This is a genomic window from Paraburkholderia sediminicola, assembly GCF_046027825.1.
GTDB classification, from domain to species: domain Bacteria; phylum Pseudomonadota; class Gammaproteobacteria; order Burkholderiales; family Burkholderiaceae; genus Paraburkholderia; species Paraburkholderia sediminicola_D.
The window spans coordinates 70,016-92,211 of sequence record NZ_JAQQDU010000028.1; the positions used below are offsets into that span (position 1 = coordinate 70,016).

Below are 22,196 nucleotides of genomic sequence, written 5' to 3' on the forward strand. Positions count from 1 at the left end.
CTGGAGATAAACGATGAGTAAGCTAGAAGTGGTGATCTGCAATCCGGTGAGAACGCCGATTGGCGCATTCGGCGGATCGTTGAAAGAGGTGCCCGCAACCGAACTCGGCGCGGTCGCGGTACGTGAGACGCTGCGTCGCAGCGGCCTTGATCCGGCCGCGTTGGCCTCGGTGGTGATGGGCAACGTGATTCAGGCCGGCAACAAGATGAACCCGGCGCGTCAGGCATCGATTGGCGGGGGCGTGCCTGTGGCCGTGCCGGCGTTAACGGTCAATCGTGTGTGCGGTTCGGGCGCGCAGGCGATTGCGTCCGCGGCGCAGGAAATCTGGCTTGGCCTCGGCGATGCAGCCGTGGCAGGTGGCATGGAAAACATGGACCGCGCGCCGTATCTGCTCGACGGCAGCCGCTGGGGCTACCGCATGGGCAACGCGCAAGTCCACGACAGCCTGCTGCGCGACGGCCTGAACGACGCGTTTTCCGGCGAGCATTCCGGCTGGCATACCGAAGACCTCGTGACGCATTTCGACCTCACGCGCGAAACGCAGGACCGTTGGGCCGCGCGCTCGCAACAGCGTTTCGCCGAAGCGCAGGCGCGCGGCGATTTCGAAGCTGAATTGGTCGCCGTCGAAGTCCCTGGGCGTAAAGGCCCGCAGCATTTTTCGAGCGACGAACAGCCGCGCCCGGATACCACCGTTGAAACGCTCGCCAGACTGCGTCCGGCATTTCGTCCGGACGGCACGATTACCGCGGGCAACGCCCCGGGGTTGAACAGCGGTGCAGCAGCCATGCTGGTCGCAGAACGTGAGTTCGCTGAGGCGCGTGGCATTGAGCCATTCGCGCGGCTGGTGGCGTATGGCGTTGCGGCCGTCGAGCCGGGCATGTTCGGCCTCGGTCCGGTGCCGGCTGTGCAAATGGCCTTGGCCCGCGCGGGTTGGAAACTCGAGGACGTCGAACGCTTCGAGATCAATGAAGCCTTCGCAGCCGTGCCGATCGCGGTGGCGCGCAGACTCGGCATCGCGGATGAACTGATCAACGTGCAAGGCGGCGCGATCGCACACGGTCATCCGATCGGCGCGACGGGTGCGGTATTGACGACGCGTCTGCTGCATTCGATGCGCCGCGACGGCCTGAAACGCGGCGTCGTCACGTTGTGTATCGGTGGCGGGCAGGGGATTGCGCTGGCGTTGGAAGTGATCTGAGATCGGCCGCGGCGCGTTGTGGTGCCAGGAAGCGCTGATGCGCCGCGGCTGGGATGTTGCTGAAACGGCCGCGGCGGTATCTATCGGCTAATGAAAGATCGGCAACGCCAGGTATCCCTTGATGACGAGCGCATTGGCAATGTCGATAAAGAACGCGCCCACCATCGGCACCACCAGAAAGGCGAGGTGCGAATGGCCGAAGCGGGCCGTGACGGCCTGCATGTTGGCAATCGCCGTGGGTGTGGCGCCCAGTCCGAAACCGCAATGACCGGAGGCCAGCACGACAGCATCATAGTTGCGGCCCATCACGCGGAACGTGACGAAGATCGCATAGAGGGCCATCAACACGGTCTGCGCGACGAGAATCGAAACGACCGGCAGCGCTAGCGAGGCGAGGTCCCAGAGCTTGAGCGTCATCAGCGCCATGGCGAGGAACAACGCGAGGCTCACGTTGCCGAGCAGGGCGACGGCGTGATCGATAACGGGTTTGCCCGCGAGCCCGAGTGCATTGCTTAGCACCACGCCGACGAATAGCACGCAGACAAAAGTGGGCAGTTCGACCGCGGTGCCGGCCAGTACTTGTGAGAGCGCATCGCCGGCCGCGAGGCTGATCGCGATCAGCGCCAGCGTCTCGATGAAGGCGCCAGGCGTGGTGGCTTGTTCCGCCTTCGGTTCTTCGAAGGCGAGCGTTGGTTCGGCGAGGTTGCCGCCGCGGTTCTCTGCCTGATTCCCGGCATGCGCGGCGTCCTTCCTGGCGACTTGCCGCATCAGCACACGCGCCACTGGGCCGCCGAGAATGCCGCCCATCACGAGGCCGAAAGTCGCGCAGGCGATCGCGGCTTCCGTAGCGGACTGAAGCCCATGGTGTTCGGCGAACACCTTGCTCCATGCAGCGCCCGTGCCATGACCGCCGGACAGGGTGATCGAACCGACCAGCAAACCGTACAGCGGATCGATGCCCAGTAGATAAGTGAGGGCGATGCCCACTGCATTCTGCAGGACCAGCAGGCCGATCACGAGACCGAGAAAACGCAGCAACAGCGGGCCGCCCGACTTGAGGCTGGCGAGGTTGGCGTTGAGACCGATGGTCGCGAAGAAGGCGAGCATCAGCGGTGTTTGCAGCGCGGTATCGAAGCGTACTTCGACGTGACTCGTCGTGCGCAGGATCAGCAGGACGATAGCCACCAGGAGCCCGCCGGCAACGGGCTCGGGAATCGTATAGCTGCGCAGCAGGGGGACCCATCCGACCAGCTTGTTCCCCAGCAGCAGAACGAGTGAAGCCGTGACGAGTGTTCCATAGATACCGACGTTCATAGGCGACCTCGTTGAGAATGCATGGTCGTCACAGCGTGACGAGGCGTCTGACGGCGTGTGGAGCGGCAAAGGAGCCGGAAACGCCTGTGGCGTGAGGGTACCTGAACGGTGCTGATCCAACAACGATTGAGCGCGAGGCACGCTGTCCTGGACCGGCTGTTCGTCGGTGTTGGCGTGAGGCCACATTGAAAGTTTTTCTCCGGCAGCGGTTTCGTTTAGCATCGTTGCCACTCTCACAAGAACACCAAAAAGACATGGCACTGATCGCTCGAAACATCCTCGGGATTGCCGTACTGCTGCTGATCGCTTTCATCTTTTCGACCAACCGGCGCGCCATCCGCTTACGGACTGTAATCGCGGCGCTGCTTGCGCAGATGGGTATCGGCGCCTTCATTCTGTTCGTGCCGATCGGCAAGACGGTCCTTGCGGCGGCTGCGTCCGGTGTCAATGACATACTCGGCTATGGCAATGCGGGCATCGCGTTTCTGTTCGGCGGCCTCGTGCAAGCGAAGATGTTCCAGGTCTTCGGCGACGGCGGCTTCGTTTTTGCCGTGCGGGTGCTGCCGGCCATCATCTTCGTCACCGCGCTGATTTCGGTGCTGTACTACATCGGCGTGATGCGCTGGATCGTGCTCGTGCTTGGCACGCTGTTTCACAAACTGCTCGGGGTATCGAAGCTCGAATCGTTCTCGGCCGTCACCACGATCTTCCTGGGCCAAAGCGAAATGCCTGCCGTGGTCAAGCCGTTCACGCGCGACATGACCGGCGCCGAACTGTTTGCGGTGATGTCGAGCGGCATGGCGGCGGTTGCCGGTTCGGTGCTGGCCGGCTATGCGGGCCTCGGTGTGCGGATCGACTATCTGCTGGCTGCGTCGTTCATGGCGGTGCCCGGCGGCTTGTTGTTCGCGAAGATACTTCACCCGACCACCGAACCGAGCCGCGTGCATCTCGAACATCTCAGCTTCGACGAGAAGCGTCCCGCGAATGTGATTGAAGCCGCGAGTTCAGGCGCGACAGTGGGCCTGAAAATCGCCGTGATGGTCGGCGCGATGCTGATTGCGTTCGTCGGATTGATCGCGTTGCTCAACGGTATTGTGGGCGGTATTGGCGGGTGGTTCGGCCATCCGCAACTGTCGATGCAGTCGGTGCTCGGCACGGTGTTCGCACCGCTCGCGTATCTGATCGGCGTGCCGTGGAACGAGGCGGCAATCGCCGGTAATTTCCTCGGCCAGAAGATCATTCTGAATGAATTTGTGGCTTATGCGTCGCTGTCGCCGTATCTGAAAGATGCCGCAAGCGTGAGCGCGGCCGGCCTGCAGGCGCTCGATCCGCGTACCATTGCTATTCTGTCGTTTGCGTTGTGCGGCTTCGCGAATTTTGCGTCGATCGCGGTGCTGACGGGCGGCTTTAGCGCTGTCGCACCGGAACGCCGCGCCGAAGTCGCGCGCTACGGCCTGCGTGTCGTGCTCGCCGCGACGCTCTCGAACCTGATGAGCGCCACGATTGCGGGCATGTTCCTGACGCTGAATTGAATTGAGGATCGTTGCATGAACATGGAACAACTGCTGGAACGCGCGGGTGCCGCGCGAGAAAAGGCCTATGCGCCTTATTCGAAATTCAAGGTCGGCGCCGCGCTGCTGACCAAAGACGGCACAGTATTCGACGGCTGCAACGTCGAGAATGCATCGTATGGGCTGTGCAATTGCGCTGAACGTACAGCGTTTTTTAGCGCGATTGCCGCGGGCTATCAGCGCGACCAGTTCGCCGCGCTTGCCGTGATTGGCGATACGGATGGACCGATCGCGCCGTGCGGCGCATGCCGCCAGGTGATCATCGAACTGGGCGGCCCGGAGTTGCCGATCCGCCTCGGCAATCTGCATGGCGCGACCCGCGACACCACCGCACGTGAACAATTGCCGGACGCGTTCTACCTATGAGCAAGCACAAGGTTATCTACGACACCGATCCCGGTGTGGACGATGCGATGGCGCTCGTTTTCCAGGCGCGGCATCCGGACATCGCATTGCTCGGTCTGACGAGCGTATTTGGCAATGCCACGATCGAGACCACCACGCGCAATGCGCGTTTTCTGGCCGGGCGGTTCGCGCCGGGCGTGCCGGTTGCGCAGGGCGCTGCCGCACCGCTCAAGCGCGCAGCGCCCGAACCGCTCGCCTGGATTCACGGCGACAACGGACTCGGCAACGTCGCGATCGAAGCCGGGGTTGAAGCCGCGCTCGACGCACGGCCCGCACACCGTTTCATCATCGACACGGTGCGCGCGCATCCCGGCGAAGTCACGCTCATCGCCGTGGGCCCGCTCACGAACCTGGCATTGGCGCTGGCCGACGATCCGCAGATCGCACCGCTCGTCAAGCAGGTGGTCATCATGGGTGGTGCGTTCGGCACGGACGGCGTGCTCGGCAATGTGACCCCCGCCGCCGAAGCAAACATCCTCGGCGACCCCGATGCCGCTGACATCGTGCTCGGCGCGCCGTGGCCGGTGGCGATCGTCGGGCTCGACGTCACGCAGCGCACCATCATGAGCCGGGATTATCTGGCGTCACTGCGCGATCGCGGCGGTGCAGCAGGGCAGTTCGTGTGGGACGTGTCGCGGCACTACGAGGCCTTTCATGAGCAAAGCGCGCAACTCAGGGGCATTTACGTCCATGACTCGTCGGCGGTCACCTATGTGCTGGCGCGGTATCTTTATACGACGCGCAGTGGCCCCGTACGTGTCCTGACGGACGGTATCGCCGTGGGCCAGACCATCCAGAAGCCTTCTACGATGCCGGTGCCCGCGCCGGACTGGGACAGCCGGCCCGAGTGCGAGGTCTGCGTGGATGTGGATGTGCCCGGGATGCTCGCGCTTTACGAGCGTACTCTCTGTGGCACGCTGTAGGATGATCTTGCAACGTCGTCGCCGCTTGTTCCGTGGGCCTCCTCTCAGTGCCTCTTTTTATGCAGACGGAGGCGTAGCACACGGCTGGCGGCGCGGCGATTGATCTGACATAAGAGAATAATGCGGAGAACAGTGCGCCGCAGTGCGTTGCAGCAAGCCCGCTCTGCATGTGTGGCCGATGCGCATCGCCAATCTTTGCTACATTTCTGCAGATGTGCTGCGTGCGTGGTCGTCGAAGCTTCGGCTTATCGACCCGGCATGTGTGACCCAAATCTATCAAGAGGCAAAAGATGCGAATTCTAGTCGTAGGGGCGGGCGCCGTGGGTGGCTATTTTGGCGGACGTCTCGCAGCGGCGGGCCAGGACGTGACCTTCCTCGTGCGCCCCGGCCGTGCGGAGAAACTCCAGCGTGACGGTCTCGTCATCAACAGCGCGCGCGGCAATCTCACGTTGCGCGACGTCAAGACGATATTCGCTGGCGTCGGCGCGGAGCCGTTCGATCTGGTGCTGCTCAGTTGCAAAGCCTTCAGTCTCGACGACGCGATCGATTCGTTCGCGCCGCTGGTCGGCGAATCGACGCTGATTCTGCCCATGCTCAACGGCATGCGCCATATCGACGTGCTCAAGGAAAAATTCGGTGCGTCACGCGTACTGGGCGGTCAATGCGTGATAGCGGCGACGCTCAGCCCCGAGCAGCACATCATGCATCTGAACGAAACGCATGCGATCACCTTCGGTGAACTGGACGGCGGCACGTCCGAGCGTGTCCAGGCGATCGCGGATGCGATGGCCGACGCGAATTTCGATGTCGTGATCAGCGACAACATCCTGTTGCGCATGTGGGAAAAGTGGGTGTTCCTGGCCACACTGGCGGCCGGTACGTGCTTGATGCGGGGTTCGGTCGGCGATATTCTGGCGGCGCCCGATGGCAAGCGCATCTTTGAAAACCTGCTCGGCGAGTGCCGTGGCGTAGCCGAAAACAATGGCTTTACCATGGGCCCGGATTTCGACGCCCGGGCGACCCAAATGCTCTTTACGCCTTCGCCGCTCACGGCTTCGATGATGCGCGACGTCGAAAATCAGTCGCATACCGAGGCGGATCACATTCTCGGCGATCTGATCTCGCGCGGCGGCGATGCGCAGAAGGGCGAGCATGGCTTGTCGCTGCTGCGTATCGCCTATAGCCATCTGAAGACGTATGAAGCGAGGCTGACCCGTACGTCGTAAGCGTTGCGGATATCAGTGCTTGCACATAGCAGCCTAACCTTTCGGAGGTCAAGCATGCCGAGTCCAACTGGATCGGTGCCCGCGCTGAGTTCGGCCGCAGCCACGATCTTCTCGATCGGCATTGTGTTTCTCGGCTATTGGGGCGTGCACGAGTCGGCGAAATGGCGCTTCACCGACGTGACGGTGGTGGTGTTTGCGCTGGTCGGCTTTGCTTGCCTCGGGCTCGTGCCGTGGATGGCGACGCGCCCCGTCCCAACCGAAACTAGCGACGCCGGCATCCGCGTCGCGCGGCGTCTGTTTCTCGCCGGCGTGGTGGCGACATGGCTCGCGGTGGTGCTGTCGGTCGTCGGATAACACGCGGCGCACCCATTAAAACGCGGGGGCCTTGCAGCAAACAAGGCGTGCACGTCACCGAAGCAAGTCAGCCTCAACGCTCGATCTGCCGATTCCAGCGCGTATCCCACTGCGCCCGATGCGCGTTGATCGTGTCCCAATCCACCACGGTCACCTTCTTCACCAGATCGTCGACGTTACCGAGGCTTTGCTGCATCGGCGGCGTCATTTTCGCGAGCCGGTTGGTCGGAATCTGCTTGCCGGCCTCGGCCGCTTTGGTCTGAGCCGGTGCGGACAGCAGGAACTGTGCGAGTTTCTGCGCCAATTGCGGATCGGGGTTGTTGTTGACCACGCACAGATCGACCAGCAGCAACACCGGACCTTCCTTCGGGTTCACATAGCCGACCGGAATGCCCTTGTCCTGCAGATCGCTCACGGCCGTTGGCGTCAACGGGAACAGGCCCGCTTCGCCGGTCTGGACCATTTCAGAAATCTTCGCCGAGTTCGGTACGTACTCCACGACGTTCGGGCCGACCGTGCTCGCCCATTTTGTGAAACCCGGTTCGACGTTCTGCTCGCTGCCACCCATCAAGCGGTTGATCGCCAGAAAGCCGTGCAGACCGAAGGTGCTGCTGGAAGCGGACTGGAACACCACTTTGCCCTTGTACTTCGGATCGGCAAAGTCCATCCATGAAGTCGGCGGCGCCCAGCCTTTTTCAGCGAACAGCTTCTTGTTGAACGCGATGCCGGTCATGCCGAGTTGGACACCCGCGCCCATGTCGTCCTTCATGCGAGCGAACGGGTAGAGTTCCTTGAGCACCGGCGAGTCGTCGAGCTTCTTGCACACGCCCATGCTGACCGCGCGGGCCATCACACCATCGTCTAGAAACACCACGTGGATTTGCGGGTTAGCCTTGTTGGCGAGCAGCTTGGCGAGAATGTCCGACGAGGTGCCGGGCACCACGACCACTTTGACGTTGTTGGCTTTCTCGAAGTCGGGCAGGACCTGGCTCGTATAGGCCTTTTCCATCGGACCGCCGTTCATGCCGATATAGATGGTTTTTGTGTCCGACCATGCCGGCGCGGCCGCGGCGAATGCGCACAATGCGGCCAGCGCCGCGATCGTCTTGAACAGTTTCATTGAGAGGCTCCTGAGTTTCACTAAACGATAACGGGGCGATGACTAAGCGATGACTAGCTAACAACTAAGCGACGGAAGGCGCGGCAACAGCAGCGAAGCGATTGATCGAGAAAGCGTCGAGCGGTGTGGTCGTGTCGCCGTCGATCACGAGATCCGCGAGTATTTCGCCGACGCCGGGCGCTAGCAGAAAGCCGCCGCCCGAAAAGCCGAACGCATGCAACAGACGCGGCACAGTGCGGCTCGCACCGATAATCGGATTGCTGTCGGGTGTTTCGCCTTCCACACCGCTCCATGTGCGGATCAGTAGCGCCTCACGCAACGCGGGCAGCAGGGCGCACGCATCGCGCATCACGGCGCGGGTGGTTTCCGTCGATGGTTGACCGTATTCGCCGTCGCCATGTCCGCGGCCGCCGCCGATCACGCAATTGCCGCGCGCCACTTGCCGTGCATAGATGCCGCCGCCGACCACCCCGAGGTTGTGCGTGATGAAGAGCGGCAGTGGCTCGGTGACCCACATGTTCGGGTAGATCGGTTTCATCGGTGCGGTTTCGCCGAAGTAACCGGCGACCGTATTCGCCCATGCGCCCGCGGAATTGATCAACCAGTCGGCGCTGATGTGCATGTCGCCCGCGCGTAACTGGAAGCGTGTGCCGTCGTGATGAACCCCGGTCAACTCGGTTTGCTCGTGCACGTCCGCGCCTGCGGCTCGCGCGGCACGGGCAAACGCGGGCGAGACCAGACGCGGATTCGCATGACCATCGGTCGCACACAGCGAACCGCCGATCGCCGCAGCACCCAGCCATGGATAGCGTTGCCGGAACGCGGTGCCACGGATCACCTGCGCTTGCAGTCCGTGGCCGCGCGCCATCTCGGCCCATGCGTCGAGCGCGGCAATATCGGCTTCGCTGCGCGCGAGCCGCAAATGTCCCGACACAGTGAATTCGCCGTCGATGCCGATCAGTTCCGGCAGGCGATCCCAGATGCGCCGTGCACGCATGGCGAGCGGCATCTGTTCGACCGGGCGTCCCTGGACGCGCACGCCACCGTAGTTCACGCCGCTTGCCTGCGCGCCGCAGTAGCGCCGCTCGAACAGGCCCACGCGCAAGCCGCGCCGTGCCAGCGCCAACGCCGCCGATGAGCCGACGAGGCCCCCGCCCGCAATCGCGACGTCGTAGTGCAGGGTGTCACTCATCGCGCGCCTCCTCGGGAATCTCGACGACGTCATCGGCATACATCGCGGGCGATAGCGGAATCGGTTTGACTGGCGGCTGGCTGCGCAAGCGGCCGACGGCTTCGAGGGGTTTGCCGGTTTCTTCCGCCAGCAGCGTCAATGCCGCTTCGCCACACATGCGTCCCTGGCAACGGCCCATGCCGACGCGCGTGAGCGCTTTCAGGCGATTGATCTCGTTCGCTTCGCCGCCGCGGATGCAGCGCCGCAACGTGCCCGCGTCGATTTCTTCGCAGCGGCACACGGTCATGTCGTCGGGCCATTGCGCCGCACATTTTGCAGGTGGCGCAAATGCCGCTTCGATACCCTGGCGAAACACGGCGATACGTTGCAGGCCGCGGTCGAGGGAAGCCGCGCCGCGCATGCCCACGCCCCGTGGATGTGCGATGCCGAGGTCGTCGAGTAGCGCCAGCGCGGTGCGGCGGCCAGCGAGTTCGGCTGCGTCGGCGCCAGCGATGCCCGCACCGTCGCCGGCAAGATAGATGCCCTGTACGGAACTGCGTCCTGCGGGGTCGAGCTCGGGCAGCCAGCAACGGTTGTGCGTATCGAAACGGAAGCGGCACCCGGCGAGATCGGCGAGTTGGGTTTCAGGCTTCAAGCCGAAGCTGATGCCAACCGCGTCGCACGCGATGGTTTCGGACCTCGAGCTGTCGGTTGAAGAACGCCATTCGATTGCGCTCACGCCTTGCACACCACGAACGCCGATCAGGCTCACATCGCGTTCGATCCGCACGCCGCGCATCTTCAGCCAGCCGACGTAATAGAGCCCTTTGGCGAACGTAGCCGGTTGCCGTGCGAGTTTCGGTGCCGCGGCAATCTGCTGCGATAGCGGACTCGTGTCGAGTACGGCCACCACCTGTGCGCCGGCTTTCACGTATTGATAGGCCACGAGATAGAGCAGCGGTCCTGTGCCTGCCAGCACGACACGCTGACCGATCGCACAGCCCTGCGCCTTCAAGGCGACCTGCGCCGCGCCCAGCGTGTAGACGCCGGGTAGCGTCCAGCCCGGCACCGGCAGCACGCGGTCCGTGGCGCCGCTCGCGATGATCAGATGCGAAAACGGCACGCTGATTTCCCGTCCCTCGTGCAACGTATCGAGCCGCCCGGGTTCACAGGCCCAGGCCAGTGTGTCGGGGCGATAGTCGAGGTGCGGAAGCAGTGCGGCCATCGTCGTATGCAACGCGTCGGCTTTGTGCGCTTCGAAACCGTAGAGCGTTTTTTTCGAGCGCTGGAATGCGCTGTTCGCGGGCGGTTGACGATAGATCTGTCCGCCCCAGCGGGCGTTTTCATCCAGCACAATGGGTTTGATGCCAGCGGCAACCAGGGTTTCGGCGGCGCGTACGCCTGCCGATCCCGCGCCGACGATAACCACGCGGTGTGCGTTGCTCATGGCGTGTCTCCGTTTGCCATTGCAGCGGATGTGGCGACAGGGGCAATCTCAGAGGCAACGCCGGCAATAAAGGTAACTTCTGCGAGCCGCGTGACCACACGCATGCCCGGCGTCACCAGCGTCGAGCACGCGCGCAAACGCATGCCCGCTTCGGTGCGCATCCAGCAGTCCTGGCAAGCGCCGATCAGGCAGAAGCCGGCACGCGGCGCGCCGCTGAATTCGCTATCGCGCACGCGACGTTGCTGCATGAGCACGGCGGTGAGCAGCGTATCGCCTTGCAGTGCAGTGACTTCGTGACCGTCGATAAAAAAGCTGAGCGGTTCACGCTGTGTCTCCGCAACGCGAACAAATTGCGCATCACGCATCGGCGCGGCGGGTTCGGAAGACGGCGAGTTCGACGGCATGGGAGAGAGGGCAGGAGAAGACATCAGTGCTGGCCGATCAGAATCCGGTTGAGCCCATACACGCGATCGAGCAGCAACATCGCACCGGCCGTGATGAAGATCACCAGCGCGGAGACCGAGGCCATCATCGGGTCGATCGACTCGGTTGCGTACATGTACATGCGCACCGGTAGCGTGACGGTTTGCGGCGAGGTGACGAAGATCGACATCGTCAACTCGTCGAAGCTGTTGATGAACGCGAGCAACCAGCCGCCGGTAATGCCCGGCAGAATCATCGGGAAGGTGATGCGGCGAAACGTGGTCCATGCGTCGGCGCCGAGCGAGTGCGCGGCATGTTCGACGCTGCGGTCGAGACCGCTGACCGAGGCCAGCACGAGCCGCATCACGAACGGCGTGATGATGATCATGTGCGCGAGCACGAGCCACGCGAACGAACCCGTCGCGCCGATCAAGGCGAAGAAGCGCAGCAGTGCGATGCCGAGCACAAGGCCCGGAATCACCAACGGCGACAGCAGTAATCCGTTGAGGAAGCCGCGGCCCGGAAAGCGGGCACGGCCGATCGCGAGAGCGGCGGGCAAAGCGACGATCAAAGACAACGTGGCCGAGGCAAAGGCCAGCTTCAGGCTGTTGAAGAACGCCGAGATGAAGTCCGGATAATCGAGGATCGCACGGAACCAGCGCAGCGATAAGCCGTGGGTGGGCAGCGTGAGCGTTTCGTCGGGCGTGAAGGCGACCAGCACGACGATCACGAGCGGCGCGAGCACGAACGCAATGACGAGCGTGTGGAAAATCAGCGCAATGGGGCCGTTTTTTCTCATGATGATCTTACTCAGTGAGCTGACAAATAAGCCGATGAACGAGCCGATGCATTAACCGAGGCTTCTGGCGTACTTGCGTTCCAGAATCCGGTAGTAGGTGAGCATCACGATCAGATTCGCGACCAGTAGCAGGAGCGCGATGGTTGCGCCGAGCGGCCAGTTGAGCGAGCCGAGGAATTCGTCATAGACGGCGGTGGCGGCGACTTTCAGGCGCCGTCCGCCGAGCAGGCCCGGAATCGCGAACGCGCTCGCGGATAGTCCGAACACCATCAGGCTGCCCGACAGAATGCCCGGCGTGAGTTGGGGCAGAACGATGCGGCGCAGCGTGGTGGCGGGGGAGGCCATGAGTGAAAGTGCCGCATTTTCCGTTTGCGGGTCGAGCTTCTGCAACGCGGTCCACACCGGAATCACCATGAACGGAAGCATGACGTGCACCAGTGCGATGACGATGGCGAAGGTGGTGTATTCGAGCTTGTACGGTCCTAGCCCAACGAGACCGAGCGCCTGATTCACGAGGCCGTTGCTGTTGAGCAGCATGCTCCAGCCAAACGCGCGCACCACGACCGAGACCAGCAGCGGCGCGAGAATGATCAGCAGGAACATCGAGCGATACGGATCGCGCATTCGCGACAGCACGTAGGCTTCGGGCGTGCCGATCACGATGCACAACAAGGTGGTCAGAAAGGCGATGCCGAAGGTGCGCAGGAAGATCGTATGGAAATACGACGATTTCAGCACTTCCGCGTAGTTGCCGAACTGGAATGCGGCGATCGGGCCGCTCGACGGATCGAAGCGGTAGAAGGTCAGCACCAGCGTCATCAGGAGCGGCACCAGCACGAGCGTCGCAAACAGCAGGAAAGCCGGCGCGCACATCAGCCACAACGGTAAATAGGCCTGCCACGGCGCGCGGCGTGCATTGACCGTCTTCATGCTGTTGTTGTTCGAAGCGGGCAGCGTACTAGCCATGATGCGCATCCCGTTGAATGAAGCGGATCGCCTCGCTGTTCCAGTCGACACCGACCGTCGCGCCTTCCGGCAGCGGCTCGGTGCCCTCGTTCTGGCAACACACCAGTACTTCGCCGAGCCGGCTATCCACGCGATACAGCCATTGGCTGCCGAGGAAGAAGCGGCTCGTCACAGTGGCCGCTAAACGTCCTGCGTTCGGCGCGCATAGGCGCAGCTTTTCCGGGCGAATGCACAATGTGACAGCGTCGCCGACGCCGATCACGCGTTCGCGTATCGGCAGTTGCGCGGTGTGGCCGGTCTCGGCGAGGTCGTGCCCGAGATCGATGCGGATCGCGTCGCCGTCGCGCGCGACTACCGTGCCCGCCAGCATGTTGGCCTTGCCGATGAACTGCGAGACGAACTTGTTTTCGGGGCGCTCGTAAGCTTCATACGGCGTGTCGATCTGCGTAATGCGGCCGGCTTCCATCACCACCACGCGGTCGCTGATCGACAGCGCTTCCGACTGGTCGTGCGTGACCATAATGGTGGTCGTGCCGATCTTGCGTTGAATGGCGCGCAGTTCGAACTGCATGTCTTCGCGCAGCTTGGCGTCGAGGTTCGACATCGGCTCGTCGAGCAGCAACACGGGCGGCGCGATCACAATCGCGCGGGCAATCGCCACACGTTGGCGCTGTCCGCCGGACAACTCGCGCGGAAAGCGGCGCGCGAGCGTATCGAGCCGCACCAGCGCCAGTGCTTCGCGCACGCGTTCCTTGCGCTCGGCCTTGTCGACGTTGCGCATCTCGAGTCCAAACCCGACGTTGTCCGCGACGCTCATATGCGGAAACAGCGCGTAGCTCTGGAACACGATGCCGAGGCCACGCTTATTTGGTTTCATATGCGTGATGTCGCGGCCGTCAAGCGTGATGCGCCCGCGCGTCGTTTCGACGAAGCCCGCGATCATCTGCAGCGTGGTGGTCTTGCCGCAGCCGGACGGCCCGAGCAGCGAAACGAACTCGCCTTTTTCAACCGACAGGTTCACGTCGGCGACTGCCTGCAGATCGCCGAACGATTTCGCTACGTCCGTGAGTGTGAGGAACGACATGATCTGGCCTTTGGATGGATCGACACCGGTTCAATCGGCTACTGCCTCGATGGAGCCGACTCTATCTAGCCAAATTGGATCACGTCAATTTCAAATTCCGTTTGCCGGTATAAGAGTTAGAAAAATTCCGTTGGATGGAAGATGTTGGTGGAACTGACTTCAAGTATTCCGCTGCATGAAGTCTGGAAAATCTCTATGAATCATGACAAAGCGTAAATGGAACGGGCGTGCCATGAATATTCCATTCATGGATAAAACCATCTATAGTGTTCCGATCAATGAAATAATTCGGAGCGCTGGAGATGAATGCTGCCGCCAAACGAGATTCGGATGCCGCACTGGCCGACGCGGGTAGTGCGCCCGGCCCCGGGATGCTGGAGCGCGCCTTTGCTGTGATCCGCGCGTTATCCGAAGCGCAATCCGACGGCGGCCGCGTCACGCGTCTCGCGAAAGCCGTGGGTCTGACGCAAGGCACGGTGCACCGCATTCTTCACGCGCTGATCGCGGAAGGCATTGTCGAACAGGACGAGAACTCGAAGCTCTATCGGCTGAGCGTGGATTTCTTTGCGCTTGCCGCGCAGGCCGGCAATCCGAGCGGCATGCGCACGCTCTGCCGCCCTGCGTTGCTGCGACTGTGCGCGAGTCTCGGCGACACGATTTTCCTGCTGGTCAAAAGCAGCTTCGACGCGGTGTGTCTCGACATCTGCGAAGGGCCGTTTCCGATTCGCTCGTTTACCGGCGATATCGGCGGGCGCGTTGCACTGGGTGTCGGTCAGGGGAGTCTGGCGATTCTCGCTTTCCTGCCGGAGGCCGAGCGCGAAGAGATCATTCGCTTTAACGTGCCGCGCATTCGCGGCTATGGCGTGCTCGACGAAGTGTATCTGCGCACCGAGATCGAACGCGTGCGCCAACTCGGTTACGCGGGCCGCAATAGCGGGGTACTCGACGGCATGGCGGGCGTGGCGGTGCCGATTCTGGACCGTACCGGCGTGGCGGTGGCGGCGTTGAGCGTCGGCACGCTGGCGGCGCGTCTCGGCGACGATCGCTTGCCGATGGTGGTGGAATTGCTGCGCCGTCAGGCCGATGCGATCGGCCCGCAAACCAATCCCTTCGATGTCGCGTTGCGCCGGCCAATGCACGGCTTGTCGCGCGCCATGACCACCGAGCGCATTGCCGGATAAGCTCGCGCATTTCTGTGAGTCCGCTATTGAGCAGGTCGAAAGGCTGATCGTTCACGCGAGGCCGGAGGCTGTCCTCGACCCGGATGCGCTTTTGCGACTACCATAATCAGCGCTCGCCGGAGTTGAGTGAGGCGGGCGCCGTTTTAGGCATAGTCGACATGTGGCGCGTGGATGCGAAACCTGCGCCGGGGACGAGCGTGAATGAGCCGGGCCAATGAACACTAGCTACCTCTTCGGCGAATCCAGACCGATCATCCCGTGGCGGCGCATGGCGTGGGCGTGGGCCGTGTTCTGGCTGCTCATGCTGGCGGCCGGGATTCAGGAATCCCACTGGACAGGCAAGGTGCAGTTCTGGCGGCCGCTCGTCAACAACGGCACCGCGGCGCTCGCGGCCACGGTGCTGATTGCGGTGCAGATAAGGCGCGCGGACCGGCTCAATCATCCTCTCAACCAGCCGCTGCAATGGGTTCTTCGCTCCCTGGCGCGGATGCCGTTGCAAATGGTCGCGTACATCACTGCCATTTATGCGATGCGATTGGGTGTCTATGCACTGGCTGGCTCACGCTACCCGCATGGACCGTGGGTCGAAGTGCTGGCCTACGATGCGACGAGCTTCGTCCTGTTCTATACGTTGTTCAGCGGTATCCTTTTTGGCCTTCGGTCCTACGGGGCGTGGGTTGACGAGCGGTTGACCGCCGAAAAACAGGCGAACCTGGCGCGCCAGGCGCAACTCGCCCAGTTGACCCAGCAACTGCAACCGCACTTTCTGTTTAACGCGCTGAACACCGTTTCATCGCTGATCCACAAAGACCCCGACGCTGCCGACGTCCTGCTCACCCGCCTGGCGACATTGTTGCGCGCAGCGACTGACGCGAGCCAGCGTCCCGAGCAGTCACTGGCCGATGAGCTGACGTTGCTGCGCGCCTATGCGGACATCATGGTCCAGCGTTTCGCCGATCGCGTCCGGATTTCATGGGAAGTCGATGCTGCTGCGCAGGATTGCCGCGTCCCCACGCTCGGATTTCAACCGCTGCTGGAAAACTGCTTCCGTCATGTCGTCGAACGGCGCAGCGCGTTGACGCACGTCGCAATCCGCATAACGCATAGCGAGAGCCGGCTACAGATCGAGATTGAGGATGATGGAGATTTGCAGCGCCTGCCTGATAAGCGTGGTGTGGGTCTGGGCAACCTCGAGCGCCGTCTGCAATCGTTGTACGGCACGCAGGCAAGTCTCGAATTGCGATTGCGACCGGGCGGTGGCCTGATCGCGGGGGTGAGCCTGCCGTGCGCGCACTGATTGTCGACGACGAGACACTGGCTCGCAGCAAGCTGCTGCGTATGCTTCAGGTATTCCCCGATGTCGAAGTGATCGGCGAAGCCGCCGACGGTGCGGCGGCGCTGGTGCTCGCTGCGCAACTACGGCCGGACGTGATCTTCCTCGACGTCCAGATGCCCGAGGTCGACGGCTTCGCCGTGGCGGCGTCACTGCCCGACGACGCGCCAGCGCTGGTATTCGTGACCGCGTTCGACCGCTATGCGTTGCAGGCATTCGACGCCCAGGCAGTCGACTACCTGTTGAAACCTGTCGAGCCGGAGCGCCTCGCGCGTACAGTGCAGCGGTTGCGCGAGCCGGTCCGCCGTGCGGCCCGCCCGAGCGTCGGCATGCCCGCGCATCTGATGATCGCCGATCGCGGGACAACGCATGTCGTGCGCTGCGCGGATATCGAATGGCTAGAGGCGGCCGACAACTACGTGAACATCCATCTGCCCGGGCGCAGCCTGCTGATACGGCGCACGCTGGCCGCCTTGCTCAATGACCTCGATCCCGCATTTGTCCGCACGCATCGCGGCGCTGCGGTGGCGTTGGCCGCCGTGCTCGCTGTGCGGCCACGGGGGAAGGGCGATGCCACCGTCGTACTGCGCAGTGGCGTTGAGGTACCCTGCAGCCGGCAGCATCGGGAAACGCTGATGCAGCGCTTGCGGCACTAGCGCGGACAGCCCAATCCGCCCCGCGGCGGACCCGGCTCGTCCCAGTTCGATTGCGGCTCACGGGGTGTCAAACTACGCTGGCTGGCATCACCCTATGGATGGTCCGGCCATGTCTGTGTTGCTCACAATCCTCAAGTACGCAAATATCGTCATCCTCGTTTCCTCATTGGCCGAGGCTCTGGCGCTTGCTGTCCGACGCGGCTGGCGTGGCTATGACTGGAAGGCAGCCAGTGTGTCGGTGGCCGACTTTCTCGTTCGCGAGTATCCGTTACGCTGGTTGCTGCCGCTGGTGTTCTGGAGCGACGCAATGAACTGGTTCTGGCGGCACAGGCTCTGGACTTTGCCGATGAACCATTGGAGTGGATGGCTAGCGTGTTTCGTTGTTCAGGAGTTCTGCTATTACTGGTACCACCGCGCGGCCCATCGGACGCGTTGGTTCTGGTGCACCCATGCCGTTCACCATTCACCTAATCAGCTCAACCTTTCCGCCGCGTATCGTATCGGTTGGACCGGGCGTCTTACTGGCGCGATGCTGTTTTTCGTGCTTGCGCCGCTATTCGGCATGCCGCCTCAAATCGTGCTGATGCTGCTTTCGCTAAACCTGCTCTACCAGTTCTGGCTACACGCAACCTGGATTCCTCGCCTCGGACCGCTTGAATGGGTTCTCAACACGCCTTCCGCACACCGAGTGCATCACGCGTCCAACCTCGAATACCTTGATGGAAACTATGGCGGTGTGCTCATCGTGTTCGACCGGCTATTCGATACTTATATTGCAGAAAGACGCGACCTGCCGTGTCGTTTCGGTCTGGTCCGTCCGATGACCACCTATAACCTGCTGACTGTCGAGTTCGGTCACTGGCGTGCGTTGTGGCGCGACATCTTGTCCGCGCGTTCCATACGCGAGGTATATGGCTACGTAGTCAAGCCACCCGGCTGGCGGCCAGATAACGAGGGGGAAACTACCGAAGATCTGAGGCGTTGTGCAGATACGCGGTCCTTCGGTCGCTAACCGAAGCGTTTAAGATGGCCACTTGATGGTTGCGGCGAATTTATCCACCTTGTTGTAAGGAATGAATCGGCTTATGAAGGTGAAGATCGCATACATTGAGGAACCGCCATTCGGTTGGGCGGATGTGGACCACACGGTTACTGGTGCCGACATTGAGTTGGCAGAGACAGTTCTTCGAGCAATCGGAGTCACGCGGGTTGAACATCACCTGACGACTTTCGCGGAATTGCTGCCCGGCGTTGAAAACGGGCGGTGGGATATGAACGTTCCGCTCTTTGTCACACCACAGCGCATGACCCGCGTGGACTTCAGCTTGCCCGTGTGGGCAATCAGCGATGGCTTTCTCGTTCGAGCTGGCAATCCGATGGCGCTGAATAGCTACGAGTCGCTTGCACAACGCGATGACGCTCGCCTCGGCATTATCGCGGGCCAGGTGCAGCATCATGCGGCGCAAAAGGCGGGCGTATCCGACGATCAGATTGTATTGTTCGATCAGCAGGCCGAAGCTATCGACGCGCTCCTTACCGGCAAGATTGATGCATACGCTAGCACGGCACTTGGAAATCGCATTCTTGCAGACCGGATTGGTCACGAACTCGCTGCTGCGGTCTCACATCCCACGGTCAATGTCGAAGGCGATTCGTCGCCGACGGGTGCGTTCTCATTCAAGCAGGGTAGTCACGAACTGAAAGATGCTGTTAACAGGCAACTGCGGATGTACCTGGGCTCAGCTGATCACCGACGTCGGATGTCGCGATTTGGCCTGACGGAGAACGAAATCGATCCGGTCGTGATTGGCTGAGATTGGCCATGGAGGGCCTTCATCGACTTACCCGAATTCAACCGCGATCGCCGGCCTTCAAGACGGGCGTTACGCCGTTGGCGCTGTGCGGCGCCGTGATCGAGTAGCCCGCCGCTTCCAGGCGGGTCAAAAGCGAGTCATCGCCGAAGAAGTGACCTGCGCCAACTGCAATTAAAATCGGTCCCTTTCCGTGAAAATAGCCGTAGCGTTCTAGCGAAGCAGCAAAGATCTTCGTGCCACCGCGCAGGATGTATTGGTTTGCGTCGTGGAACGACTGGTTCTCGTGCGGATTGCGTGTCGTTATGAGTTGGCCCAGCCGAGTAACGTCCGAGTTGAGCCATGCTCGTTCGATTTCGTTGATGTCCAGATCACCCGGCGTGCGACCGGTCAGTTCATTGCAGGTGCCTTGCAGGTAGGCATCCTGCGCATCGGTGGGTATTTCGTCGTAAAACTTCAGCGCTTGTGGGAGCGTCTCGAGGTATATCAGGGGAATCATCTTCTGCTGCGCGAGATGAAACAGTCGTACGTCGATTCCGTCATAAAACACGGACGGATTGATACCGGGCGCCCGCGCCACACTGCGATCCGTCAGCCGATGGGAGTTTACCGTCATCGATGCAAGCCACGGTTTGAGCTGGAGGAACGGTACGATATCCAGGCCGCTTAGCCGTGCGCATCGCGCCAGTTCTTCAGTCGTCATGCTCGTAACGTGATTCGTGAGGTTGTCCTCCGTGCCATAAAGCCCGAGCCGCAACACGGTCTGCAGTTCCTTTTTCGTATAAGACAACGGACCTTCTAGCACAACGGCCTGGGCGCGACCGGCGATCTGCGCCAGCCATTCGTCGATGCGAGGATCGTCGATTGTCAGCATGTGAATGGTGGGAAGTAGCAGCAAGGTGGGCCGCCCTGGTGCAGTCGCAGTCCATACGGGCGCGGAGTTGCCCGCAGGCGGATTCGGCGTCTGTGCGGACGCGTTCATGACGACCAATGCGCCGCACACCAGGGCGATAACTAACTGAACGATTGGTCGCATTCCTTCCCCCTTCTCTTTTTTGTGCGCCAGATGCGTCGGAAATTGATTCCCCGAATCTTGTCCCGATGCGCCGGCTAGAAACCTAACCTTGAGTGTTCATTTTCATCCAAAGCACGTAAGCGTGCTAGATCGTTCATTTCGATTAGCCTACAAATTCTCAATTGCCTCGTAATCGCATCCGGTTAGTCAACCAGATTATTTCTCAACCGTTTAGCAAAAGCCGGTATCGCGACAGATATTCGTATTCTTCGAAATGAGAAAGGAGCCGTGCAATGCTGCAATGCGTTAAGGTGACCGTAGGCTGCATTCTGGCGTTGTCATGTGCGATGGCGCAGTCGGGTGCGGTGTTCTCCGACACCGGCTATGCCGCTGACGCTTACGGTGCTGCAGATCACTATCCACTACTCATACCCGGCCAAGCGAGAACACAGAAGCAGTTCGTAGGCTATTACACCCATTTCGACGAGATCCGTCCCCCCGATCCGATTGCCAAGGCCGGCGCTCCGTCCACACTCAAACCCTCCGAACACGAACTCACCCTGAACTACCCGTACGGAGGCCAGTATCGCAGTATCAACGATTATCTCGATCGCAATCCGGTGACCGGCCTGCTTATCGCTCGCGGCGAGACAATCCTTTACGAGCATTATCGCTATGCGCGGAAAGATACCGACCGGTTCATGTCGCAGTCCATGGCGAAGACACTCGTCGGTATGCTGATCGGTATTGCCATATCGGAAGGGGCCATTCACTCGGTTGACGATCTCGCCGACGCCTATGTGCCGGAGTTGGCTAACAATGCTTACGGCCAGACTTCAATTCGCGATCTGCTGCACATGTCTTCTGGCGTCCACTTCTTTGAAGACAGCAACCCTGGCGACGATCGGGACAAGCTAGGCCGCGATCTCTTTAATCCGAATGGCGCAGGGGCAATCGAAGCCGTCAAGCGGTTCGATAAACGCGAACGCGCGCCCGGCACGCATTTCAGCTACGCCAGTATCGAAACGGAAGTGCTTGGTCTGGTTTTGAGCCATGCAACGCATATGTCGGTGGCACAGTACGCGAGTGAGCGCATCTGGAAGAAGATGTGCATGGAGTCGGATGCATCATGGGGACGTGATGCGACCGGGCAGGACATTACCTACTGCTGTGTGAGCGCCACATTGCGTGATTGGGCAAGACTCGGACTGATGCTGGCCAATGACGGCAAGTGGAACGGTAAGCAGATCGTGCCGCGCGAGTGGGTGCTACAGGCGACGAGCATCGCTTCTCCCGATAGCTTTCTTGCCTCTGGCAAGGCCAACCCGATTTTCGGTTACGGGTATCAGGTCTGGATATTGCCGGGCGACCACCGCATGTTTGCGCTGCAAGGTATGGACGGTCAAAGAATCATTGTCGATCCACGTTCGAAGCTCGTACTCGTGCAAACAGCCGTATGGACCAGCGATCACGATCCCGGCATGCGGGAAGTTTAAGCGCTGTGGAACGCGCTTGTTGCGCAGTACGGATAGATTCGTGTTCGCGCAAACGATCCCTTCTTTATGAGAAAAGCTATGCGCCTACTATGAGTTGCTGGGTTTTACTCGCGTGACAACCAAACCATTGTCCGCGGACTACGTAAACAAACCTCGACGGAAAACCTGAGATGCTGCTGCGGCCGACAGAAATCCAGATTGAATCAACCCGGCTCTTGATCAAACCGTTCTCGGCCAACGACGCGGATGCCACGTTCTCATGCATCACCCCTTCGCTCACCCGTCACATGGCGTGGGAGCCGCCGGCATCCCGGCATGACTTCGATGGTGTTTGGCGGTCCTGGATGCCGTCGATAGACGACGGGTCAGACTATGTATTCGCGATACGGCAACGCGCTGACGGGAGTTTCCTTGGGTTGGCCGGACTTCACCGCGTACGCACTGAGAGCCCGGAGCTCGGCATCTGGATTCGTGAAGATCGTCATCGAAATGGTTTTGGTCGCGAAGCCGTGACTCTGGTTGCAAACTGGGCAACGCGAACCATTGGCTGTGCAAGCTTTACCTATCCGGTTGCGGAAGAGAACCGCTCCAGCCGGCGCATCGCCGAATCGTTAGGCGGCGTCATCGTGGAAAGACGCGTGACGCCAAAGTACACGTCCGTCGTTTACCGAATTCCTCGCTGCCCAGTCACTCGATAAGACGA

General features: G+C 61.3%; 22 protein-coding genes. 13 read left to right on the forward strand and 9 right to left on the reverse strand.

The window, feature by feature from the left end; genetic code table 11:
* Positions 1–13: 13 nt before the first annotated feature.
* Positions 14–1,198: a thiolase family protein gene (locus PQQ96_RS17335; RefSeq protein WP_408294074.1), complete on the forward strand. Its 1,185-nt coding sequence runs from the start codon at positions 14–16 to the stop codon at positions 1,196–1,198.
* Between the two features lie 87 nt (positions 1,199–1,285).
* Here the strand turns inward: PQQ96_RS17335 and gltS are convergent, their stop codons facing one another.
* A complete protein-coding gene (gene gltS, locus PQQ96_RS17340) occupies positions 1,286–2,512 on the reverse strand; it encodes a sodium/glutamate symporter (RefSeq protein ID WP_408294077.1) in 1,227 nt (408 codons plus the stop codon).
* Positions 2,513–2,766: 254 nt separating this feature from the next.
* Between gltS and PQQ96_RS17345 the strand changes: the two genes are divergently transcribed.
* The 5 genes from PQQ96_RS17345 to PQQ96_RS17365 all read left to right on the forward strand — a co-directional run bounded on the left by PQQ96_RS17345 (position 2,767) and on the right by PQQ96_RS17365 (position 6,991).
* Positions 2,767–4,044, forward strand: coding sequence for a NupC/NupG family nucleoside CNT transporter (locus tag PQQ96_RS17345; protein ID WP_408294080.1), 1,278 nt, complete (start codon positions 2,767–2,769; stop codon positions 4,042–4,044).
* A gap of 15 nt (positions 4,045–4,059) precedes the next feature.
* The gene (locus PQQ96_RS17350) at positions 4,060–4,449 is read left to right on the forward strand and encodes a cytidine deaminase (RefSeq protein WP_408294082.1); all 390 of its coding nucleotides are present in this window, start codon (positions 4,060–4,062) and stop codon (positions 4,447–4,449) included.
* Positions 4,446–5,411 carry a nucleoside hydrolase gene (locus PQQ96_RS17355; protein WP_408294085.1) on the forward strand — a complete coding sequence of 322 codons (966 nt, stop codon included), beginning with the start codon at positions 4,446–4,448 and terminating at the stop codon, positions 5,409–5,411. The genes PQQ96_RS17350 and PQQ96_RS17355 overlap by 4 nt, the downstream gene beginning before the upstream one ends.
* Before the next feature lie 290 nt (positions 5,412–5,701).
* On the forward strand, positions 5,702–6,637 hold the full coding sequence (gene panE, locus PQQ96_RS17360) for a 2-dehydropantoate 2-reductase (protein ID WP_408294088.1): 936 nt from the start codon (positions 5,702–5,704) through the stop codon (positions 6,635–6,637).
* A 54-nt stretch (positions 6,638–6,691) separates the two neighbouring features.
* The gene (locus tag PQQ96_RS17365; protein ID WP_408294091.1) at positions 6,692–6,991 is read left to right on the forward strand and encodes a hypothetical protein; all 300 of its coding nucleotides are present in this window, start codon (positions 6,692–6,694) and stop codon (positions 6,989–6,991) included.
* A 73-nt stretch (positions 6,992–7,064) separates the two neighbouring features.
* On the opposite strand, the gene PQQ96_RS17370 is transcribed toward PQQ96_RS17365, so the two are convergent.
* From PQQ96_RS17370 to PQQ96_RS17400, 7 genes are all read right to left on the reverse strand, one after another.
* A complete protein-coding gene (locus PQQ96_RS17370) occupies positions 7,065–8,111 on the reverse strand; it encodes an ABC transporter substrate-binding protein (RefSeq protein WP_408294094.1) in 1,047 nt (348 codons plus the stop codon).
* A 64-nt stretch (positions 8,112–8,175) separates the two neighbouring features.
* Positions 8,176–9,303 carry an NAD(P)/FAD-dependent oxidoreductase gene (locus PQQ96_RS17375; RefSeq protein WP_408294096.1) on the reverse strand — a complete coding sequence of 376 codons (1,128 nt, stop codon included), beginning with the start codon at positions 9,301–9,303 and terminating at the stop codon, positions 8,176–8,178.
* Complete coding sequence (locus tag PQQ96_RS17380; RefSeq protein WP_408294099.1) at positions 9,296–10,729, reverse strand: FAD/NAD(P)-dependent oxidoreductase; 1,434 nt, start codon at positions 10,727–10,729, stop codon at positions 9,296–9,298. Before PQQ96_RS17380 ends, PQQ96_RS17375 begins: the two co-directional genes overlap by 8 nt.
* Positions 10,726–11,133 carry a (2Fe-2S)-binding protein gene (locus PQQ96_RS17385; protein ID WP_408294131.1) on the reverse strand — a complete coding sequence of 136 codons (408 nt, stop codon included), beginning with the start codon at positions 11,131–11,133 and terminating at the stop codon, positions 10,726–10,728. Before PQQ96_RS17385 ends, PQQ96_RS17380 begins: the two co-directional genes overlap by 4 nt.
* Before the next feature lie 23 nt (positions 11,134–11,156).
* Positions 11,157–11,951 carry an ABC transporter permease gene (locus PQQ96_RS17390; protein ID WP_408294102.1) on the reverse strand — a complete coding sequence of 265 codons (795 nt, stop codon included), beginning with the start codon at positions 11,949–11,951 and terminating at the stop codon, positions 11,157–11,159.
* 51 nt (positions 11,952–12,002) lie between these two features.
* Positions 12,003–12,917 carry an ABC transporter permease gene (locus PQQ96_RS17395; RefSeq protein WP_408294103.1) on the reverse strand — a complete coding sequence of 305 codons (915 nt, stop codon included), beginning with the start codon at positions 12,915–12,917 and terminating at the stop codon, positions 12,003–12,005.
* Positions 12,910–14,001 carry an ABC transporter ATP-binding protein gene (locus tag PQQ96_RS17400; protein WP_408294106.1) on the reverse strand — a complete coding sequence of 364 codons (1,092 nt, stop codon included), beginning with the start codon at positions 13,999–14,001 and terminating at the stop codon, positions 12,910–12,912. Before PQQ96_RS17400 ends, PQQ96_RS17395 begins: the two co-directional genes overlap by 8 nt.
* 302 nt (positions 14,002–14,303) lie before the next feature.
* Here PQQ96_RS17400 and PQQ96_RS17405 point away from each other — a divergent pair, with 302 nt between their 5' ends.
* The 5 genes from PQQ96_RS17405 (at position 14,304) to PQQ96_RS17425 (ending at position 18,985) form a co-directional block, all read left to right on the forward strand.
* Positions 14,304–15,182: an IclR family transcriptional regulator gene (locus PQQ96_RS17405; protein WP_408294108.1), complete on the forward strand. Its 879-nt coding sequence runs from the start codon at positions 14,304–14,306 to the stop codon at positions 15,180–15,182.
* Between the two features lie 214 nt (positions 15,183–15,396).
* The gene (locus PQQ96_RS17410) at positions 15,397–16,479 is read left to right on the forward strand and encodes a sensor histidine kinase (protein ID WP_408294111.1); all 1,083 of its coding nucleotides are present in this window, start codon (positions 15,397–15,399) and stop codon (positions 16,477–16,479) included.
* Positions 16,467–17,171 (forward strand): LytR/AlgR family response regulator transcription factor, encoded by a 705-nt coding sequence (locus PQQ96_RS17415; protein WP_408294113.1) that lies wholly within the window; start codon positions 16,467–16,469, stop codon positions 17,169–17,171. Before PQQ96_RS17410 ends, PQQ96_RS17415 begins: the two co-directional genes overlap by 13 nt.
* Positions 17,172–17,280: 109 nt before the next feature.
* Positions 17,281–18,183, forward strand: coding sequence for a sterol desaturase family protein (locus tag PQQ96_RS17420; protein ID WP_408294116.1), 903 nt, complete (start codon positions 17,281–17,283; stop codon positions 18,181–18,183).
* A gap of 73 nt (positions 18,184–18,256) precedes the next feature.
* Complete coding sequence (locus tag PQQ96_RS17425) at positions 18,257–18,985, forward strand: transporter substrate-binding domain-containing protein (RefSeq protein WP_408294118.1); 729 nt, start codon at positions 18,257–18,259, stop codon at positions 18,983–18,985.
* Between the two features lie 37 nt (positions 18,986–19,022).
* Here PQQ96_RS17425 and PQQ96_RS17430 read toward each other — a convergent pair whose 3' ends face one another.
* Positions 19,023–20,018, reverse strand: a complete 996-nt coding sequence (locus tag PQQ96_RS17430; protein ID WP_408294121.1) for a TraB/GumN family protein — start codon at positions 20,016–20,018, stop codon at positions 19,023–19,025.
* Between the two features lie 272 nt (positions 20,019–20,290).
* On the opposite strand from PQQ96_RS17430, the gene PQQ96_RS17435 reads away from it, so the two are divergent.
* Entirely contained in the window at positions 20,291–21,493 is a 1,203-nt protein-coding gene (locus tag PQQ96_RS17435; RefSeq protein WP_408294124.1) for a serine hydrolase domain-containing protein, read from the forward strand.
* Positions 21,494–21,663: 170 nt separating this feature from the next.
* Complete coding sequence (locus PQQ96_RS17440) at positions 21,664–22,191, forward strand: GNAT family N-acetyltransferase (RefSeq protein ID WP_408294125.1); 528 nt, start codon at positions 21,664–21,666, stop codon at positions 22,189–22,191.
* Positions 22,192–22,196: the final 5 nt, after the last annotated feature.

Coding starts and splice junctions, on each gene's coding strand:
- PQQ96_RS17335 (WP_408294074.1), top strand. CDS start 14: ATGAGTAAGCTAGAAGTGGTGATCTGCAATCCGGTGAGAACGCCGATT.
- gltS (WP_408294077.1), bottom strand. CDS start 2,512: ATGAACGTCGGTATCTATGGAACACTCGTCACGGCTTCACTCGTTCTG.
- PQQ96_RS17345 (WP_408294080.1), top strand. CDS start 2,767: ATGGCACTGATCGCTCGAAACATCCTCGGGATTGCCGTACTGCTGCTG.
- PQQ96_RS17350 (WP_408294082.1), top strand. CDS start 4,060: ATGAACATGGAACAACTGCTGGAACGCGCGGGTGCCGCGCGAGAAAAG.
- PQQ96_RS17355 (WP_408294085.1), top strand. CDS start 4,446: ATGAGCAAGCACAAGGTTATCTACGACACCGATCCCGGTGTGGACGAT.
- panE (WP_408294088.1), top strand. CDS start 5,702: ATGCGAATTCTAGTCGTAGGGGCGGGCGCCGTGGGTGGCTATTTTGGC.
- PQQ96_RS17365 (WP_408294091.1), top strand. CDS start 6,692: ATGCCGAGTCCAACTGGATCGGTGCCCGCGCTGAGTTCGGCCGCAGCC.
- PQQ96_RS17370 (WP_408294094.1), bottom strand. CDS start 8,111: ATGAAACTGTTCAAGACGATCGCGGCGCTGGCCGCATTGTGCGCATTC.
- PQQ96_RS17375 (WP_408294096.1), bottom strand. CDS start 9,303: ATGAGTGACACCCTGCACTACGACGTCGCGATTGCGGGCGGGGGCCTC.
- PQQ96_RS17380 (WP_408294099.1), bottom strand. CDS start 10,729: ATGAGCAACGCACACCGCGTGGTTATCGTCGGCGCGGGATCGGCAGGC.
- PQQ96_RS17385 (WP_408294131.1), bottom strand. CDS start 11,133: ATGCCGTCGAACTCGCCGTCTTCCGAACCCGCCGCGCCGATGCGTGAT.
- PQQ96_RS17390 (WP_408294102.1), bottom strand. CDS start 11,951: ATGAGAAAAAACGGCCCCATTGCGCTGATTTTCCACACGCTCGTCATT.
- PQQ96_RS17395 (WP_408294103.1), bottom strand. CDS start 12,917: ATGGCTAGTACGCTGCCCGCTTCGAACAACAACAGCATGAAGACGGTC.
- PQQ96_RS17400 (WP_408294106.1), bottom strand. CDS start 14,001: ATGTCGTTCCTCACACTCACGGACGTAGCGAAATCGTTCGGCGATCTG.
- PQQ96_RS17405 (WP_408294108.1), top strand. CDS start 14,304: ATGAATGCTGCCGCCAAACGAGATTCGGATGCCGCACTGGCCGACGCG.
- PQQ96_RS17410 (WP_408294111.1), top strand. CDS start 15,397: ATGAACACTAGCTACCTCTTCGGCGAATCCAGACCGATCATCCCGTGG.
- PQQ96_RS17420 (WP_408294116.1), top strand. CDS start 17,281: ATGTCTGTGTTGCTCACAATCCTCAAGTACGCAAATATCGTCATCCTC.
- PQQ96_RS17425 (WP_408294118.1), top strand. CDS start 18,257: ATGAAGGTGAAGATCGCATACATTGAGGAACCGCCATTCGGTTGGGCG.
- PQQ96_RS17430 (WP_408294121.1), bottom strand. CDS start 20,018: ATGCGACCAATCGTTCAGTTAGTTATCGCCCTGGTGTGCGGCGCATTG.
- PQQ96_RS17435 (WP_408294124.1), top strand. CDS start 20,291: ATGCTGCAATGCGTTAAGGTGACCGTAGGCTGCATTCTGGCGTTGTCA.
- PQQ96_RS17440 (WP_408294125.1), top strand. CDS start 21,664: ATGCTGCTGCGGCCGACAGAAATCCAGATTGAATCAACCCGGCTCTTG.